Genomic DNA, 14,619 nt, shown 5'->3' with positions numbered 1-14,619 from the left:
CACCCCCCATCACATCACACCCGGAACACCGCGCCGCGACCCGTCGGCCGGGACGATCTCCTCCTCCAGGCAGCCGACGACGGTGCCGCCGGGGAACTCCACCAGATAGACCGGCAGGCTGCCTTCCTCGGTGCGACCGACGCGGACGATCACGCCCGGCGTGCCCTTCGGCGCCAGCAGCGCGCCGTCCGGCACCTGCGGATGGCTGCCGTCGTTGAACAGGTCCTCCTGCACCGTGACCCGCAGGCCCCAGTCGTACAGCGGTTCGCGCGGCGGGATGAAACCGGGCTTGGCAGCGGCTTCGACGTCGGACATCGCGAGGCTCCTTATCAGCTGGGGACCGGGGTCTTGGACGGGGTCATTGGGGGTCGTTGCAGTGGGCGTCGATCACCTCCAGCTCGCGCGCGCGCATGCCGACGACGACCCGTTTTTCATAAAAATCAACGGCATAGATGTAATACATCTGCAGATAGGTCCCGGTGGAGATGACGTAGCCGACATCGCCCTCGCGGATCAGGAAGTCGCCGACCGGACGGCCGGGATAGGTGCCGTCATTGCGCACGTCGCGCAGCGCCTTGACCTTGAAGCCCTGTTCCAGCACCGGCGGACCGACCAGCTCGTTGGCATCCTCGGCGTTGCGGGCGCGTTCGCGGCGGCCAGGGGCGGTGGTTTGGGCGGCTGTCTCTGTCATCGGGCTGCGCTCCGTGGGTTGAGGGGCCGCTACAGGGGCGGAAGATCGTTGGCGATTGCGAGGCCGGCGGCGCGCTGGCGGGCGATGGCGCGCACCTCCTCCTCCGGGTCGTCGAGCAGGGGGCCGAGCTGTCCGGCGTCGATCCGCCCGGCAACCGCGAGGCGGACCATCCAGTCGGCGTCAGGCAGTAGGACGTGCAGCTTCGACGTCGGCAGCCGTTGCGCCACCACCAGCCGTACCCGCGGGCTGTCGTCCCAGGCGAGGCTGGGCAGCCAGTCCATGGCAAGGCGGCGGGCGACCTCCACCCGCACCTCCGGATCCTCGTCATGCATCATCGCCGGCAGCATGCCGTCGGAGATCCGCCGCACCACGCGCAGCCGCACCGAACAGTCAGGGTCGCGCATCAGCGGGGCAAGGTCGGCATCCTCCAACCGGCTGGCGACGGCGATCCGCACTTCGCGGTCCGGGTCGTCGCGCAGCTTCAGCAACAGCCGGCGCGGCAGCCGGCGGGCCAGGACGGAGCGCACCGTCTCGTCCGGGTCGTTCATCAGTCGGGGAAGTAGGAAGATCGGGGCGAAGCGCGCGGCATTCGCCCGCACTTCGAAATAGGGATGGTCGAGATGGCCGGCGGCGAGGTCCGGGTTCCATTCGAAGAAGCGCTGGATACGCTTGGCATAGCGGTCCTGCACGCAGGCCTTCCGTGGCAGACAGCGGCCGGGCATTTTTCCGCCGGCCGGCAGGGCGGCGGTCTCCGGATCAAGCCGGCGGTCGCGGTGGGCGCAGGCGGCGCAGTCCACCGGTTCGCCGCGCCAGTCCAGCGATTCGAGGATGTCGTCGCTCATGCGTCGGCCTCCTCAAGCTCATGTCGGTCGGCGACGGCGATCAAGCGGGCGGCGCCGAAGCGGTCGTCGGGGTCGAGTTGGCAGACCTTGGTCAGCGCCTCCCGCCCGGCGTCGAGCCGGCCGGTGCGCAGCAGCAGGTAACCGATGGCGACCAGGGCGAACAGAAACAGGCGCGGCGCCGGCTCCAGCCCCCGGAAATCGGCGGTCGCGGGGGTGATGGTGCGCCAATCCGTATGATTGACGCCGAGCGCGGCCATGGCGTGGCCGATCATGCGCTCGCCATAGACCAGCGCCTGATCCAGGTTCGCCTTGTAGAAGTGGAATTTGTAATGACCGAGATCGACGAGGCGATGGCCGGGAGCAATCTCCGCCGCGCAGGCGAGATGGGCGAGCGCCGCCCCGCTGTCGGCATAGCTGGCGGCGGCCAGATGCAGGCAGCGTTCCGCTTCGGACGGAAGATCCCCGCCGTAGTAGCGGCGGGCGAGCCAGTCCTCATCCACCTCGTCCAGCATGGCGCGGTGCTCCTGGGGTTCCCCCTCCCCACCAGGAGGGAGGGGATTTCACATCACGCCGGGACGCAGCAATCGGCCGGGCAGACGGCGGCGCATTGCGGGCTGTCGAATTGGCCCTGGCACTCGGTGCATTTGGCCGGGTCGATGACGTAGGTGCCCTTTTTCAGGCTGATGGCGACGTTCGGGCACTCGGCCTCGCAGGCGCCGCAGACGGTGCATTCGGCGGACTTGATCTTGTAGGCCATGGCTCTCTCCTTCGGTGATGGGATGGCTGTGGAAGGGGGGGAAAACGAAGGTGTCAGGCGCGGCGCGCGGTCAGCGCTCCGGTGCGGATCACCGCGTCCTGGCCGGCGCGGGACCGGACGGCGCCCTGGCCGAGCCGCTCGGCGTAGTCCTTGAAGTAGGCCAGCGCCGATTCCTCGATGTAGTCGAAGGCGAAGCGGTCGACCGGCTCGATCCCGGCCTCGGCCAGCGACTTGGACGGGCAGCCGCCGATCTTGGCGACGAACACCGCGGTGCAGTCGTTGATCGCCGCCAGCACGCCGTCCAGCGTGTCGACGTCGCCGGAGCCGCCCTCGCAATACTGGTCGACGCGGCGGTGGCCGACGAACTTGGCGCCGTTCGGGCCGACCTCGTAGATTTGGAATTCCTTGGCGTGGCCGAAATGCTCGTTGATGCGCTCGCCGCCCTTGGTGGCGACGGCGATCAGGATCGGGTCGACGGTGAAGCCGATGCTCTCCCGTACATCGGCCTGGGCCGCCGCCTTGGAGGCATGGCGACCGGCGCGTTCGGCCTCGACATGGTCGCGGTAGCTGCGGCGGGCCTCGTCGTCATAGTCGATGGCGCCCATCGCCTCGATTTTCTCGGCGGTGAACTCCTCACCACGGTCCTCGCCCAGCAGGCCGACGGCGTCGGCGCGGCACTGGCGGCAGTGTCGCATCAGCTTGGCGCCGCCCTCGCAGGCGTCCTGCACCACCTTCAGTTCCTGCGCGGTCGGCCCGCGCTGGCCGTTCAGGCCGAAATAGGTGCCGTGGGCGGGGTCGGAGATCAGCGGCATGATGTTGTGCAGGAAGGCGCCGCGGCTCTTCACCGCCTTGTTCACCTCCAGCAGGTGTTCGTCGTTGACCCCGGGGATCATCACCGAGTTCACCTTCACCAGGATGCCGCGCGAGGTCAGCATCTCCAGCCCCAGCATCTGCTGTTCGTGCAGGATCTTGGCGGCGTCCAGCCCGGTCCAGCGCTTGTGCTTGTAGAAGATCCACGGATAGATCTGCGCGCCGACCTCCGGATCGACCATGTTGATGGTGATGGTGACGTGGTCGATGTTGTATTGCGCGATGGTGTCGACATGGTCGGGCAGGGCCAGACCGTTGGTGGACAGGCACAGCTTCAGGTCCGGCGCCTTCTTCTGCAGCATTTCGAAGGTGGCGAAGGTGTTCCTGCCATTCGCCGCCAGACTGTCGCCGGGGCCGGCGATGCCGATCACCGACAGTTGTGGGATTTCCTGGGCAACGGCGAGGATCTTCTTGATCGCCTGATCGGGGGTCAGCTTTTCGGAGACCACGCCCGGCCGGCTCTCGTTCGAGCAATCGTATTTGCGGTTGCAGTAGTTGCACTGGATGTTGCAGGCCGGGGCGACCGCGACATGCATGCGGGCGAAATAGTGATGCGCCTCTTCCGAGTAGCAGGGGTGGTTCTTCACCTTCTCCCACACCGCCGGGTCCATGTCGGCCGGCCCGTCGGAGGATCCGCAGGACGACGACGAACAGCCGGACGCCGCCTCGGGTGCTGCCGGCATCGTCGCGGGCGGGGCCAGTTCCCCCAGCCCGAAGATGCTGTCGAGCGAAACCACGTTGCTCATCATCCACTCCTTCCCTGCCGTGCCGGACGACACCGTTGGACGAAGTGGAGAAAAGCAAGTTCGGGGCCAGAGTGCAGAATACAGGAATTACAATGGCTTGCCTGGATTTGTCGGGGTCGCGGACGCTGTCGTCATTGCGACAATGGCGGGTGTGGCAAGGGGCTTTGTCGGGGTGCCGACAAACCGGTCAGGCCAGTTCGCCGCGGAAGGCGACGACATGGTCCTGGCTCTCGTCCAGTGCCTCCGCTCCGAAGCCGATCAGGCCGCTGCCGACCAGCTTGGTCGAATCGCGGCGCAGCACCACCGGTGGCGACCCGCCGCTGCGGATGTAGGTGCCGTTGGTGGAATGGTCGGTCAGCAGGAAACTCTCGCGGGTGAAGTCGATCACCGCATGCTGGCGCGAGGTCTGGCGCGAGGCGATGCGCAGGCCGCTGCTGTCCTCGCGGCCGATGGTGACGCGGGGCAGCCCCCGGCTCATCGTGATGTCCTGCCCACGGTAGGAGAGGTGCAGCGTCACCATGCTGCGGCTGGCCTCCGGCACCAGGGAAAAGCCCAGCGTCGTGCTTTCGATGGCGTCGTCGGCCTCGTCGGCGGTGCGGATCTGGTGGACGCGGATCGGCGCGGCCTTTCCCTTCATCGCGACGTTGCTCAGCGGTTTGGTCCGGCTCCGTTGGTCCGGCGACAGGCCGTCGACCAGCGCCTGGGTCGCCAGGATCTCGCCCGGCCGGGCGATCTGCTGCACCCTTGCGGCCACGTTGCAGGCGTCGCCGTACAGGTCGCCCACCCCTTCGATCACCGCGCCGAAATGGATGCCGATGCGCAGCCGCATCCCGTGCTGGTCCTGGATGTCCATCATCGCGCAGGCGGCGCGGGCGCTGTCGTCGCATACCGGAAAGGCGGCGAGCAGCCCGTCGCCCAGGCTCTTGATGACGCCGCCGCGTTGCTCCTCCACCAGCCGGCGCAGATGGGCCAGCACCCGCTGCGTCAGCGCCGCGGCGGTGGCATTGCCGATTCGCTCGTACAACATCGTGCTGTCGGCGATGTCGACGAACAGCAGGGCAAGGGGCTTCTCAAGCGAAGGCAAGACGGAAATCCGTTCGAACGGGGAACGCGCCATCGAACCGAAGGCCCGCCAGGGTAGCACGAAATCGCAGCGAAGTGTGACGGTGAGGGCGCTTCGCCCGATTCTTAGAACCTCTTGATCTCGATGTTGTACTTGCGCAGCGCGTAGCTCACCTGCCGCGTCGTCATGCCCAGCAGGCGGGCGGCCTTGGCTTGGACCCAGCCCGTCCGTTCCATCGCCCAGATCAGGCGGTCGCGCAACGGACCTGACTCGGGCTCGTCCAACGGCAGGTCGGGGCCGGCGGCTGCCGGCTGCGGAGCCGGTGCGGACGGGGTGGCGGGGGTGGATGCCGCCGGTTGTGGTGCGGGCAGGGGAATGATGGCCGAGGGCGGCAGCGGCTTGGAGGCGCCGCAGACCGGCATCGGCCCGGCCCCGCAGCCGGACGCGCAGGCCGGCCACTGCGCACCGTTGGGGCCGCCGTTGACGGGGGCCGGCACGGCCGGCGGCATTGCGGCGCCGTTCATGGGGGCCGGCTGAGCCCGCCCCTGCGCCGGATTGCCCACTCCCGGATTGCCGGCAGCCGGATTGGTGGCGGTCCCGCTCATCGACGGTGCCAGCCCGCCGACGGCGGCGCCCATGGTGCGGTACTGGAACAGCACGGACGAGTTGCAGAGATTCATGCTGCAGGACAGGTCGGGCACGCGGATGGTGCCGTTGCGGCACTGGGTCGCCGCGCGCTCGATGCAGTTCTCCAGCTCGCGCACGTTGCCGGGCCAGGTGCAGCGGTTCAGCACCTCCAGCGCTTCGGCGGCGATGTCCAGGTTCAGGCCGTTGTCACGGCCGAACTTGGCGACGAAATGCTTGGCCAGCGTGGCGATGTCGCCGCGCCGTTCGCGCAGCGGCGGCAGGTGGATCGTCACCACGTTGATGCGGAAATACAAATCGGCGCGGAACTTGCCGTGGCCGACCGCCTCCTCCAGATTCAGGTTGGTGGCGCAGATCAGCCGCACGTCGGTCTTGATCGTCTTCGACCCGCCGACCCGCTCGAACTCCTGCTCCTGCAGCACGCGCAGCAGCTTGGCCTGGAAGTTGGAGGAGATGTCGCCGATCTCGTCCAGGAACAGGGTGCCGCCCGACGCCAGCTCGAACCGGCCCTTGTGGTCCTTCTGCGCGCCGGTGAAGGACCCCTTCTCGTGGCCGAACAGTTCCGACTCCAGAAGCGATTCGGGCAATGCTGCGCAGTTGACGCGGATGAAGGGGGCGTCCTTGCGCGGCGACAGGTTGTGGATGGCCCGCGCGATCAGCTCCTTGCCGGTGCCGCTCTCGCCACGGATCAGCACGGTCGACTTGAAGGGCGCCACCCGGTGCACCTGGGCCAGCACGTCGACCATGTTCGGGCTGGTGCAGACCACGTCGTTGACGGGGGCCACCACCGGCCGCAGCTCCTTCTGGACGCGGAAGGTCTCGCGCATCATGAAGCGCCGCTCCTCGGCCACCGTCCGGTGCAGGCGCACGGTCTGGCCGATCAGGTTGGCGACCATGGTCAGGAAACGGACATCGGAGCCGAAATGGCCGCTGGGGCCATCGTCGGAAATGCGGTCGATGGTCAGCACGCCGATGACTGTGCCGGCGGCCTTGATCGGCACGCCGACCAGCGAGGCAACCTGTTCGTCCAGATCGTCGCGCCCGCCGGAGCGGTTGTTGAACAGCGGCTCTTCCGCCAGGTTGGGAACGACGGCCGGCATACCGGTCTTCAGGATGCGGCCGCTGATGCCTTCGCCCTGGTTGTAGTCGATCTCCTGCGCCGGCGAGTCCTTCGGCAGCCCCTGCGCGGCGACGAGCCGCAGAGCCCCGTCCTCGCCCTGGAGATAGACCCGGCCGCGGTGCATCTGCAGCTGATAGGACAGCGCGCGCAGCACCTCGCGCAGGGTCTGTTCCAGATCGAGCGACGACCCGAGGATCTTGCTGACCTCGTAGATCGTCAGCAGCTCCAGGCTGGAGGATGACGCGGACTGGGCAGCACTCGGCATGATCGATCCCCTTGCTCGGCAGGGGGCCCGGGCATATGCCGGACAATGTCGTCCAGGCATCGCAATGCATCGGGTCCCGGCGTCGGCGCCTTGATCCGTACCTCCCGAAAACCGCGGCGACCGTTGGTCCGGCCACGCCGTTCATGCCCTGTTTTGGAGCCCGCCGTCCGGGCCGGGGATGGCCGCGACTCTGTTCGTACGCGGCCAGCCGGTGGAAAGTGTCCGTGACTGTTCGCGGAAAGGCAAGACCTTTTGCATAGATTCTGTTGCGCCGCACAATGACCTTAGCCATTGGTGGAAGGACCAAGTCGTGTTAATTACTGACTGGTCAGTTATAAAAAGGGGCGAGCCATGCCCTCCCGCCAATCCGGTCCCAACTCCGATCCCGACTCCGGTCCTGTCCCCTTCGGCGACCCGCCACGCTGGCGCCGCCGCAAGGAGGCCCGCCCGCAGGAGATCGTCGCCGCCGCGATGGATGTCTTCGCCGAACGCGGTTTCGCCGCCGCGAGGCTGGAGGAGGTAGCGTCCCGCGCCGGCGTCAGCAAGGGCACGCTCTATCTCTACTTTCCCAGCAAGGACGAGCTGTTCAAGGCGGTGATCCGCGCCGCCATCCTGCCCAACCTGCAACAGGCCGAGGCGTTGGTCGCCGCGGCCGGCGGACCGTGCTTTCCGGTGCTGGAGCGGCTTCTGCGCATGGTGGCGCGGCTGATAGCGACGACCCGCATGGCCGTCATCCCGCGGCTGGTGATCGCCGAGGCCGGCAATTTCCCGGAGCTTGCCGCCTTCTACCACCGGGAGGTGATCCGCCGCGGCTTCGGTGTGCTGGCCGCCCTGCTGCGGCGGGGCATCGACAGCGGCGAATTCCGCCCCGTGGAGGTCGATCCCACGGTGCGCCTGATTGTGGCGCCGCTGCTGATGAGCGCCGTGTGGCGGACCTCCTTCGACGGCGTCGATGGCGAGCCGCCGCTGGACGTGACGGCGCTGATGGAAATCCACATCGACAATCTGCGCCGGGTGCTGCTGCGCGATACGGGAGACGGGGCAGGGGAGGGTGCGCCGTGAGCGGCTTTCTCGGGACCATCCTCGACGGGCTGGCCGCTCTCGCGCTGGCGGTCGGTCTGCCGTTCGCGGTCGGCGGGCCGCCGCCGCTCGCCCATGGCTATGTGGAGGGGGAGTATCTGCGCATCGCCGCCCCGAGCGCCGGTATGCTGGAGAGCCTGTCGGTCACCCGCGGCGCGCAGGTGGCGGCCGGGGCGCCGCTGTTTGCCATCGACCGTGCCACCGCAACGGCAGAGCGCGACCGGCTGGCCGCGGCGCTGGCCCAGGCGCGGGCACAACGCGCCGACCTCGCCACCGGCAAGCGACCGCAGGAGGTGGCGGTGCTGGCTGCACAGAAGGCGCGGGCGGAAGCGGCTCTGCGCTTGTCCACCGCCGAACTGGCCCGCCAGCGGGAACTGGTCGCCCGCAAGGTCTCCTCCCCCGACAAGCTTGATCAGGCCCTTGCCGCCTATGACCGCGACCGCGGCCAGTTGGCGGAGGCGGAGGCGCAACTGGCGGTCGCGGCGCTGCCCGCCCGTCCGGACCAGCTGCGGGCGGCCGACGAGGCGGTGACCCAGGCGGAGGCGGCTTTGGCCCAGGCGGAGCGCCGGCTCGCCGATCTGGCGCCCGTCGCCCCGGCGGCGGCGCTGGTGGAGGATACGCTCTACAATCCAGGCGAATGGGTGCCGGCCGGCTCCCCGGTTGTGTCGCTGCTGCCGCCGGAGCGGGTGAGGCTGGTGCTGTTCGTGCCGGAAACCGCCATGGCGGGCGTGGCGCCGGGGGGAACCCTGTCGGTGCGCTGCGACGGCTGCCCGCCCGGCCTGTCGGCGCGGGTGACGCGGGTCGCCTCCCAGGCCGAATACACGCCGCCGGTGATCTACAGCGTCGGCAGCCGCGAGAAGCTGGTCTTCCGGGTGGAGGCGGTGCCGGACCGGCCACTGAATCCGGGGTTGCCGGTCGATGTCTGGGCGGCGGGGACGACGCCATGAGAGAGGAAGGCGCACCCGCCGCCGGCACTCCCGTCATCGACGTGCGCGGGCTGGTCAAGCGCTTCGGCAGCAAGACTGTGGTCGACGATGTGTCGATCCGGGTCGAAACCGGGGAGATCTACGGCTTCCTCGGCCCCAACGGATCGGGGAAGACCACGACGATCCGCCTGCTGTGCGGCCTGCTGACTCCTGACGCGGGGGAGGGCACCTGCCTGGGCCTCGACATCCGGCGGCAGAGTGCGGCGATCAAGCGGCAGGTCGGCTACATGACCCAGAAGTTCAGCTTCTGGGAGGATCTGAGCATCGCCGAGAATCTGGATTTCGTCGCCCGGATGTACGGTCTGCCCGACCGGCGCCGCCGGGTGGTGGAAGCGCTGGATCGGCTGGGGCTGTCCAACCGCCGCACGCAGTTGGCCGGGGAACTGTCGGGCGGCTGGAAGCAGCGCCTGGCGCTGGCCGCCTGCATCCTGCACGAACCGAAGCTTCTGCTGCTGGACGAGCCGACGGCGGGCGTCGATCCCAAGGCGCGGCGGGAATTCTGGGACGAGATCCACCGGTTGGCCGGGGAAGGGCTGACGGTGCTGGTCAGCACCCATTACATGGACGAGGCGGAGCGCTGCCATCGCATCGCCTACATCGCCTATGGGACGCTGATGACCTCCGGCACGGTCGATCAGGTCATCGCCGAATCGGGCCTGCACACCCGTCTGGTCGCCGGCAGCGGCCTGCACCGCATTGCCGCGGCGCTGGAAGGGCAGCCGGGGGTGGAGATGGTCGCGGTCTTCGGCAGCCGCCTGCATGTCAGCGGCATCGACGCCGCGGCACTGGACCGGGCGCTCGCCCCCTGGACTGCACAGCCGGGGACCGGACAGCCGGCGCTGCGGATCACCGCGACGGAACCGACGCTGGAAGACGTCTTCATCCACCTGATGAACCGCAGCACCGACAATTTCCGCTGAGACGCTTACTCGGTCTGGGCGGAGGTGACGCCGGTGTTCTTGTTCCACTTGAGCGTCAGCTTGGCGATCTGGCAAAGGTTCAGGCCCTGCCACACCGCCGACTCGCCGTCGTCATAGACGACCTTCATGTCCCACTTGCAGGTCTTCTCGGCCTTGGCGAAGGCGACTTCGAAATATTCGCCATCGTCCAGGACGTCGCGGCCGAGGATGTCCTCGTCCCAGCTGTTGTTGTTGTTCTCAGAAACGTAGATGTGCTTCAGCGGATAGCCGGTCTTGTTGACGATCGTGAAGTCCTGCTGTCCGGCGAACGCCGCACCATTCAGCAGGAACAGAGTGGACGCAACCAGCAGGGCCTTGGCGGCGACGTTCTTCAAGATAAGCTCCGTGTGGGGAAATTACGTTCGTGTCGAAATTTGGGCATTGAAATCGAGATTCGTCAACAGTGGAGTTAATCCGAATTTTTGTCATGACCCTGAAGCATTATTTCTTTGGTTCGAAAGAAAAGACCGCCGGCGGGTGCCTTGCCGCGAAACGCCCCGGCGAACCGCGATGGGGGCGGTTCGCCGGTTGCAAGAGGCCAATGGTCGCAAGCGTTTGGCGCGTCGGGAACTTTGTCGCGGCGCACACAATGTGGTACATGATGGAAACCGGCATCCGAAGCCGGGCAGGATCATGACCAAGTTCTGGACCGCAGCCGGTCCCGCCGGGGCGGTCCCAATCCAGGGGAAGGAACAACGCATGTCGGGATTCAAGGACGCGCCGCCGGACGACCGCTCGGAGCTGACTCCGGAGCAGGAAAGCGCCATCCGCATCGTCGCCAACAACCTGCATCGCCTGAACGACGCCGTCGTCAAGGCGGTCGAGGCCGGCGTGACGGTGGAGCTGATGCGCACCGCCCGTTATCACAACGAGGCCGGCAACTGGGGCGACCAGCTCACCCCGGTGATCCGCCCCGGCAAGTGACCGCTTCCGGCCGAACAGGCCGGTAGCTTGGCGAAAAGGCCCCATCCGTCCAGCGGATGGCGGCCTTTTTTCGTATGTCGACAAAATTCAATGGCTGACGGAAGAAAGGGTGGCCGGCAGCGGCGATGGCCACAAACTTGTTGGGCATTCCGCTATCGATGCGAGGCCCAGCCATGCTGTCACGCGACCCTGAACGGCGCGCAGCCGCAAGCCGTGAACCGACCGATCGCCGCGCCGCCGGTCCCGATGCCGATTCTTCCGGTCAGGCGCCGACGCCGGGGGAACTGAATGCGATGTGGAGGCTGAACCGTCTGGAGCAGCCGACCTTCGACGATCTGACCCGCGGCCTGTGCCTTGGTCTCGTCTGGTGCATGGCGATGTGGACGCCGATGTTCGTCAGCGCCCTTACGTAATCCCCTCTGGCGTAATCCCCTCTGGCGTGATTCCCGCGGGCCGCGCCGATCCCGCTCCCGCCTGCACCAGCGATCGGATGCGGGCCGCCAGCTGGTCGGGGCTGAAGGGCTTCGCCAGAACGGACGCGGTGTCGGCGCCCATGGTGGCCAGCGACTCCGGGCTGTAGCCGGACGCAAGCAGCACGCGCAACTGCGGCCAGCGCTCGCGGATTTGGCGGGCAAGGTCGATGCCGGAGACGCCGCCCGGCATCACGACGTCCGACACCACCAGATCGAAATTCTGGTCGGTCTCCAGCAGGGTCAAGGCCGACACCCCGTCTTCCGCGGTCTCCACCGTGAAGCCTTCCTGGGTCAGCCCCTCCACCGTCGCCATCAGCACCAGCGGATTGTCCTCCACCACCAGGATGCGCAACTGGCGCAGGTCCGCCGCCGCAGCGGCCGGGGCTGGGGGCGGTTCGGCCGGCCGCAGGTCGGTCAGCGGCAGGTCGATGCGGACGCAGGTGCCGTCGCCGGGCCGGCTGTCGATGGCGGCGATGCCGCCCGACTGTCGGGCGAAGCCGTAGACCATCGACAGCCCGAGCCCCGTCCCCTTGCCGACGCCCTTGGTGGTGAAGAAGGGATCGAAGGCGCGGGCCATCACCTCCGGCGGCATGCCGGCCCCGGTGTCGGAAACCGCGATGCGGGCGGTGCGAGGCTCCGGCCCGGGGGATGCTGCGACGCGGATGCGTCCGCCGCCGGGCATGGCGTCGCGGGCGTTCAGCACGAGGTTCAGGATCGCCATTTCCAGCTGCACCGGATCGACGGCGACCGGCATCGGCAGCGCGGCAATGTCCCAGTCCAGGGCGATGTCGGCGCGAACCGACCGCTCCAGCAGATCGGCCATCCGGCGCAGGCTTTCGCCCAGATCGATCACCGTCAGGTTGACGGCGTCCTGGCGCGAGAAGGACAGCAGTTGCCGGGTCAGCTTCTCCGCCCGATCCAGCGCGGTCCGCGTCCCGGCCAGGAAACGCTGGCCCTCGGCCGGCAGATGGCGGGCCATCAGATGCAGGTTGGCGAGCGCGGCGGTCAGCAGGTTGTTGAAGTCGTGCGCCACGCCGCCGGTCAATTGGCCCAGCGCTTCCATCTTCTGGCTTTGGCGAAGTGCCTCCTCCAGCCGTTCGCGGTTGCGCACCTCGTCCGCCCAGCGCCGGACGGCGGCATTTTCGGAGGCGGCGCGGCTGTAGGCCAGCCAGGCGATCAGCGCCAGCGCAAGTGTCGCCGGGGCGACGAAGGCGGCGTCCAGCGCCATGTTCCGCCACCAGGAGCGGGCGATCTGCGTCTGGTCCAGCCCATAGACGACATAGACCGGGAAATCGCCGACGCGCTTGTAGGCGAACACGCGCGACAGTCCCTGCACATGGCTGCGCCCGGTGCGGAAGATCCCCTCGTCCGGATGCCTGCCGATCTCGGCGCGCAGGCCGCGGTCGGCGGGCAGGGTGGGCAGCGCCGCCGTTGGTCGTGACGGGTCCAGGGTGGGGTAACGCATCAGGATCGCGCCGTCCTCGCGGATCAGCGAAATGGACTCTCCCTCGTCGCCGATGACCTGCCGGTAGAAGCTGGCGAAGTAATCGGGATTGACGATGGCGGCGATCATCCCGTCGAAACTGCCGTCCGGGCCGCCGGGACCGCTGCGGCGCCGGCTGATGCCGAAGCTGGGCTTGCCGGTGGCGGGATCGGCAACCGGACCGGCGATGAGCAGACCGGAGTCTTGTTCCCGCTGCTCCCGGAAATCCGCACGATTGCCGACATAGGTCTTGCGCGAGGGGAAGACGAGGCTGGAGTTGCGCACGATCCCATCCGGATCGGTCAGCCCGATGGCGCCGATCTGGTCCAGTTCGCCTTTCAGCGTCCGCAGATATTGGTGCAGCGATTCCGACTCGGCGATCTCGCGCCAACTGCGTCCGTGGACTCGCTCGTCCACCCGGTCCAGCACCTGGGCCATGGTGTCGAATACCTTCAGCACATGCTCGTGCAGGATCAGTGCGTTCTTGCGGCTATTCCGTTCGGCTTCTTCCTGGGCCTCCCACCGCTCGCGCCAGCCGATGCCGACGAACAGCACCAGCGGCAGGGCGACCGACACCGCCAGGAGGAGGCGCAGGAGGCGCAAGGATCCCCTGCGGTCGGTCCGACTGTCGAAGCTGCGAAAGGGCATCACCAACCATTGCCAAGGAAATGGACCGTGCCGACCCACGCCGGCAGAGCGAAGCCCGCCCCGGTCACCATGGCCCAAGCATTTAAGGCGGGGCAACTCCGACTTTACGGCAGGGCGCCGCCGGATGCGTCATGGGTCGCAGGTGCAGGCGCGGGGAAAGCGGCCTTCGGTCCAGCGGCGTCGGCGGCGGACATCGGTTCCATCCTCGGCCGGCCGCGGCAGTCCGCAGGCCTCGCCGAGCCGGTCGCGCAGATCGTCGAGCAGCGCATTGGTCAGAATGGCGATGCCGGCGAAGAATGGCTCCCGGCAGCGGGTGGCGACCCGGCTGCAGAAATCGGGAACCCAGCGCAGCGGATGACGGTCGAGAAAGCGGACCGCATCGATCATGCGGCCGCCGTCGAGCAGTGCCGCCAGCAACGCCAGTTCCGCGGCGACATGGTCGTCCGGCAGCCGGTCGAGCGGCGAGCGCCGCAACTCCGTCTCCAGGCCGCTCCGCCAGCGGGACAGGGAGGCGGCGGCATCGGCCCGCAACTCCTCGTCCAGCCAGGAGCCTTCGGTCGGGCAGGCGCGCAGCTCGCCGCTCCGGTGGATGGCGGCGAAATCGGCAGACAGCGGGGTGAGGCTGCGGCGGGTGATCCGCTCCGGCAGGTCGCTTACCACCTCGTCGACCAGGGCGGCGGCCTGCAGGGCGTCATCGCGGTCGAGCGCCAGGGGACCGCGGGCGACCGGGGCGTTGCGCAGCGCCTCCAGCAGGGCGGGGGTCGGCTCTTCGGCATGCAGATGGGCGAGAAGGCGCAGCCCCTCGGCGGTGGCGCCCGGATCCAGGCCGCCGGAACCGGTGCGGTTCGTGACGGGGACCCCGCCCTGGCGGAGCGGTGACAGGGCTTCTAGAGCCGTGCTCTCCACGCTGTTCCTCCCGGCAGTCGGGCCGGATCGGGCGAATGCCGGGACCGGGCCGCATGGGAACGCTGCACGAATGGTTTTCGTGTCTTATGGAAGTCTTGCTGCGCCGCCGCTTGCGGCCGGATCATCGTCCGAACGTTTGCGCGATCTGTTGCAAGTCTCTA

Annotated in this window: 16 protein-coding genes; 5 read left to right on the top strand and 11 right to left on the bottom strand. The window is 68.1% G+C overall.

Annotated elements, in window-relative coordinates; all coding sequences use genetic code 11:
• Positions 1-9: 9 nt before the first annotated feature.
• The 8 genes from ACCD06_RS13610 to nifA all read right to left on the bottom strand — a co-directional run bounded on the left by ACCD06_RS13610 (position 10) and on the right by nifA (position 6,999).
• Complete coding sequence (locus ACCD06_RS13610; RefSeq protein ID WP_063635114.1) at positions 10-315, bottom strand: nitrogen fixation protein NifZ; 306 nt, start codon at positions 313-315, stop codon at positions 10-12.
• A gap of 43 nt (positions 316-358) precedes the next feature.
• Entirely contained in the window at positions 359-691 is a 333-nt protein-coding gene (locus tag ACCD06_RS13605; protein ID WP_109156499.1) for a nitrogen fixation protein NifZ, read from the bottom strand.
• Positions 692-720: 29 nt separating this feature from the next.
• Positions 721-1,533, bottom strand: coding sequence for a 4Fe4S-binding leucine-rich repeat protein (locus tag ACCD06_RS13600; RefSeq protein ID WP_413341234.1), 813 nt, complete (start codon positions 1,531-1,533; stop codon positions 721-723).
• Positions 1,530-2,045 carry a hypothetical protein gene (locus ACCD06_RS13595; protein WP_413341232.1) on the bottom strand — a complete coding sequence of 172 codons (516 nt, stop codon included), beginning with the start codon at positions 2,043-2,045 and terminating at the stop codon, positions 1,530-1,532. The genes ACCD06_RS13600 and ACCD06_RS13595 overlap by 4 nt, the downstream gene beginning before the upstream one ends.
• Positions 2,046-2,098: 53 nt before the next feature.
• A complete protein-coding gene (locus tag ACCD06_RS13590; RefSeq protein WP_085090027.1) occupies positions 2,099-2,290 on the bottom strand; it encodes a 4Fe-4S dicluster domain-containing protein in 192 nt (63 codons plus the stop codon).
• Between the two features lie 53 nt (positions 2,291-2,343).
• On the bottom strand, positions 2,344-3,909 hold the full coding sequence (nifB, locus tag ACCD06_RS13585) for a nitrogenase cofactor biosynthesis protein NifB (protein WP_413341230.1): 1,566 nt from the start codon (positions 3,907-3,909) through the stop codon (positions 2,344-2,346).
• Positions 3,910-4,093: 184 nt separating this feature from the next.
• Positions 4,094-4,990 carry an adenylate/guanylate cyclase domain-containing protein gene (locus ACCD06_RS13580; protein WP_413341228.1) on the bottom strand — a complete coding sequence of 299 codons (897 nt, stop codon included), beginning with the start codon at positions 4,988-4,990 and terminating at the stop codon, positions 4,094-4,096.
• 104 nt (positions 4,991-5,094) lie between these two features.
• On the bottom strand, positions 5,095-6,999 hold the full coding sequence (gene nifA, locus ACCD06_RS13575) for a nif-specific transcriptional activator NifA (RefSeq protein ID WP_136704424.1): 1,905 nt from the start codon (positions 6,997-6,999) through the stop codon (positions 5,095-5,097).
• Between the two features lie 351 nt (positions 7,000-7,350).
• Between nifA and ACCD06_RS13570 the strand changes: the two genes are divergently transcribed.
• Genes ACCD06_RS13570 through ACCD06_RS13560 form a run of 3 tightly spaced genes read left to right on the top strand, consistent with a single transcriptional unit; the run spans position 7,351 to position 9,985 of the window.
• The gene (locus ACCD06_RS13570) at positions 7,351-8,061 is read left to right on the top strand and encodes a TetR/AcrR family transcriptional regulator (RefSeq protein ID WP_413341225.1); all 711 of its coding nucleotides are present in this window, start codon (positions 7,351-7,353) and stop codon (positions 8,059-8,061) included.
• Complete coding sequence (locus ACCD06_RS13565) at positions 8,058-9,026, top strand: HlyD family secretion protein (protein WP_413341223.1); 969 nt, start codon at positions 8,058-8,060, stop codon at positions 9,024-9,026. Before ACCD06_RS13570 ends, ACCD06_RS13565 begins: the two co-directional genes overlap by 4 nt.
• On the top strand, positions 9,023-9,985 hold the full coding sequence (locus ACCD06_RS13560) for an ABC transporter ATP-binding protein (RefSeq protein ID WP_413341221.1): 963 nt from the start codon (positions 9,023-9,025) through the stop codon (positions 9,983-9,985). Before ACCD06_RS13565 ends, ACCD06_RS13560 begins: the two co-directional genes overlap by 4 nt.
• A 5-nt stretch (positions 9,986-9,990) precedes the next feature.
• Here the strand turns inward: ACCD06_RS13560 and ACCD06_RS13555 are convergent, their stop codons facing one another.
• A complete protein-coding gene (locus tag ACCD06_RS13555) occupies positions 9,991-10,359 on the bottom strand; it encodes a hypothetical protein (protein WP_109157690.1) in 369 nt (122 codons plus the stop codon).
• A 364-nt stretch (positions 10,360-10,723) separates the two neighbouring features.
• Between ACCD06_RS13555 and ACCD06_RS13550 the strand changes: the two genes are divergently transcribed.
• Both ACCD06_RS13550 and ACCD06_RS13545 read left to right on the top strand, forming a co-directional pair.
• Entirely contained in the window at positions 10,724-10,948 is a 225-nt protein-coding gene (locus tag ACCD06_RS13550) for a hypothetical protein (RefSeq protein ID WP_085090721.1), read from the top strand.
• Between the two features lie 173 nt (positions 10,949-11,121).
• Complete coding sequence (locus ACCD06_RS13545; protein WP_136704419.1) at positions 11,122-11,361, top strand: hypothetical protein; 240 nt, start codon at positions 11,122-11,124, stop codon at positions 11,359-11,361.
• Here the strand turns inward: ACCD06_RS13545 and ACCD06_RS13540 are convergent.
• Together ACCD06_RS13540 and ACCD06_RS13535 are read right to left on the bottom strand one after the other, a co-directional pair.
• Complete coding sequence (locus ACCD06_RS13540) at positions 11,354-13,507, bottom strand: ATP-binding protein (protein WP_413341218.1); 2,154 nt, start codon at positions 13,505-13,507, stop codon at positions 11,354-11,356. The two genes, ACCD06_RS13545 and ACCD06_RS13540, sit on opposite strands and share 8 nt — an antisense overlap.
• 174 nt (positions 13,508-13,681) lie before the next feature.
• Positions 13,682-14,458 carry a molecular chaperone gene (locus ACCD06_RS13535; protein WP_413341217.1) on the bottom strand — a complete coding sequence of 259 codons (777 nt, stop codon included), beginning with the start codon at positions 14,456-14,458 and terminating at the stop codon, positions 13,682-13,684.
• Between the last annotated feature and the right edge of the window lie 161 nt (positions 14,459-14,619).

Source organism: Azospirillum sp. CT11-132 (genome assembly GCF_047302835.1).
GTDB lineage: Bacteria > Pseudomonadota > Alphaproteobacteria > Azospirillales > Azospirillaceae > Azospirillum.
The sequence above is the reverse complement of the archived record's forward strand: the minus strand, read 5'-3'. Positions and strand labels throughout refer to the sequence as shown.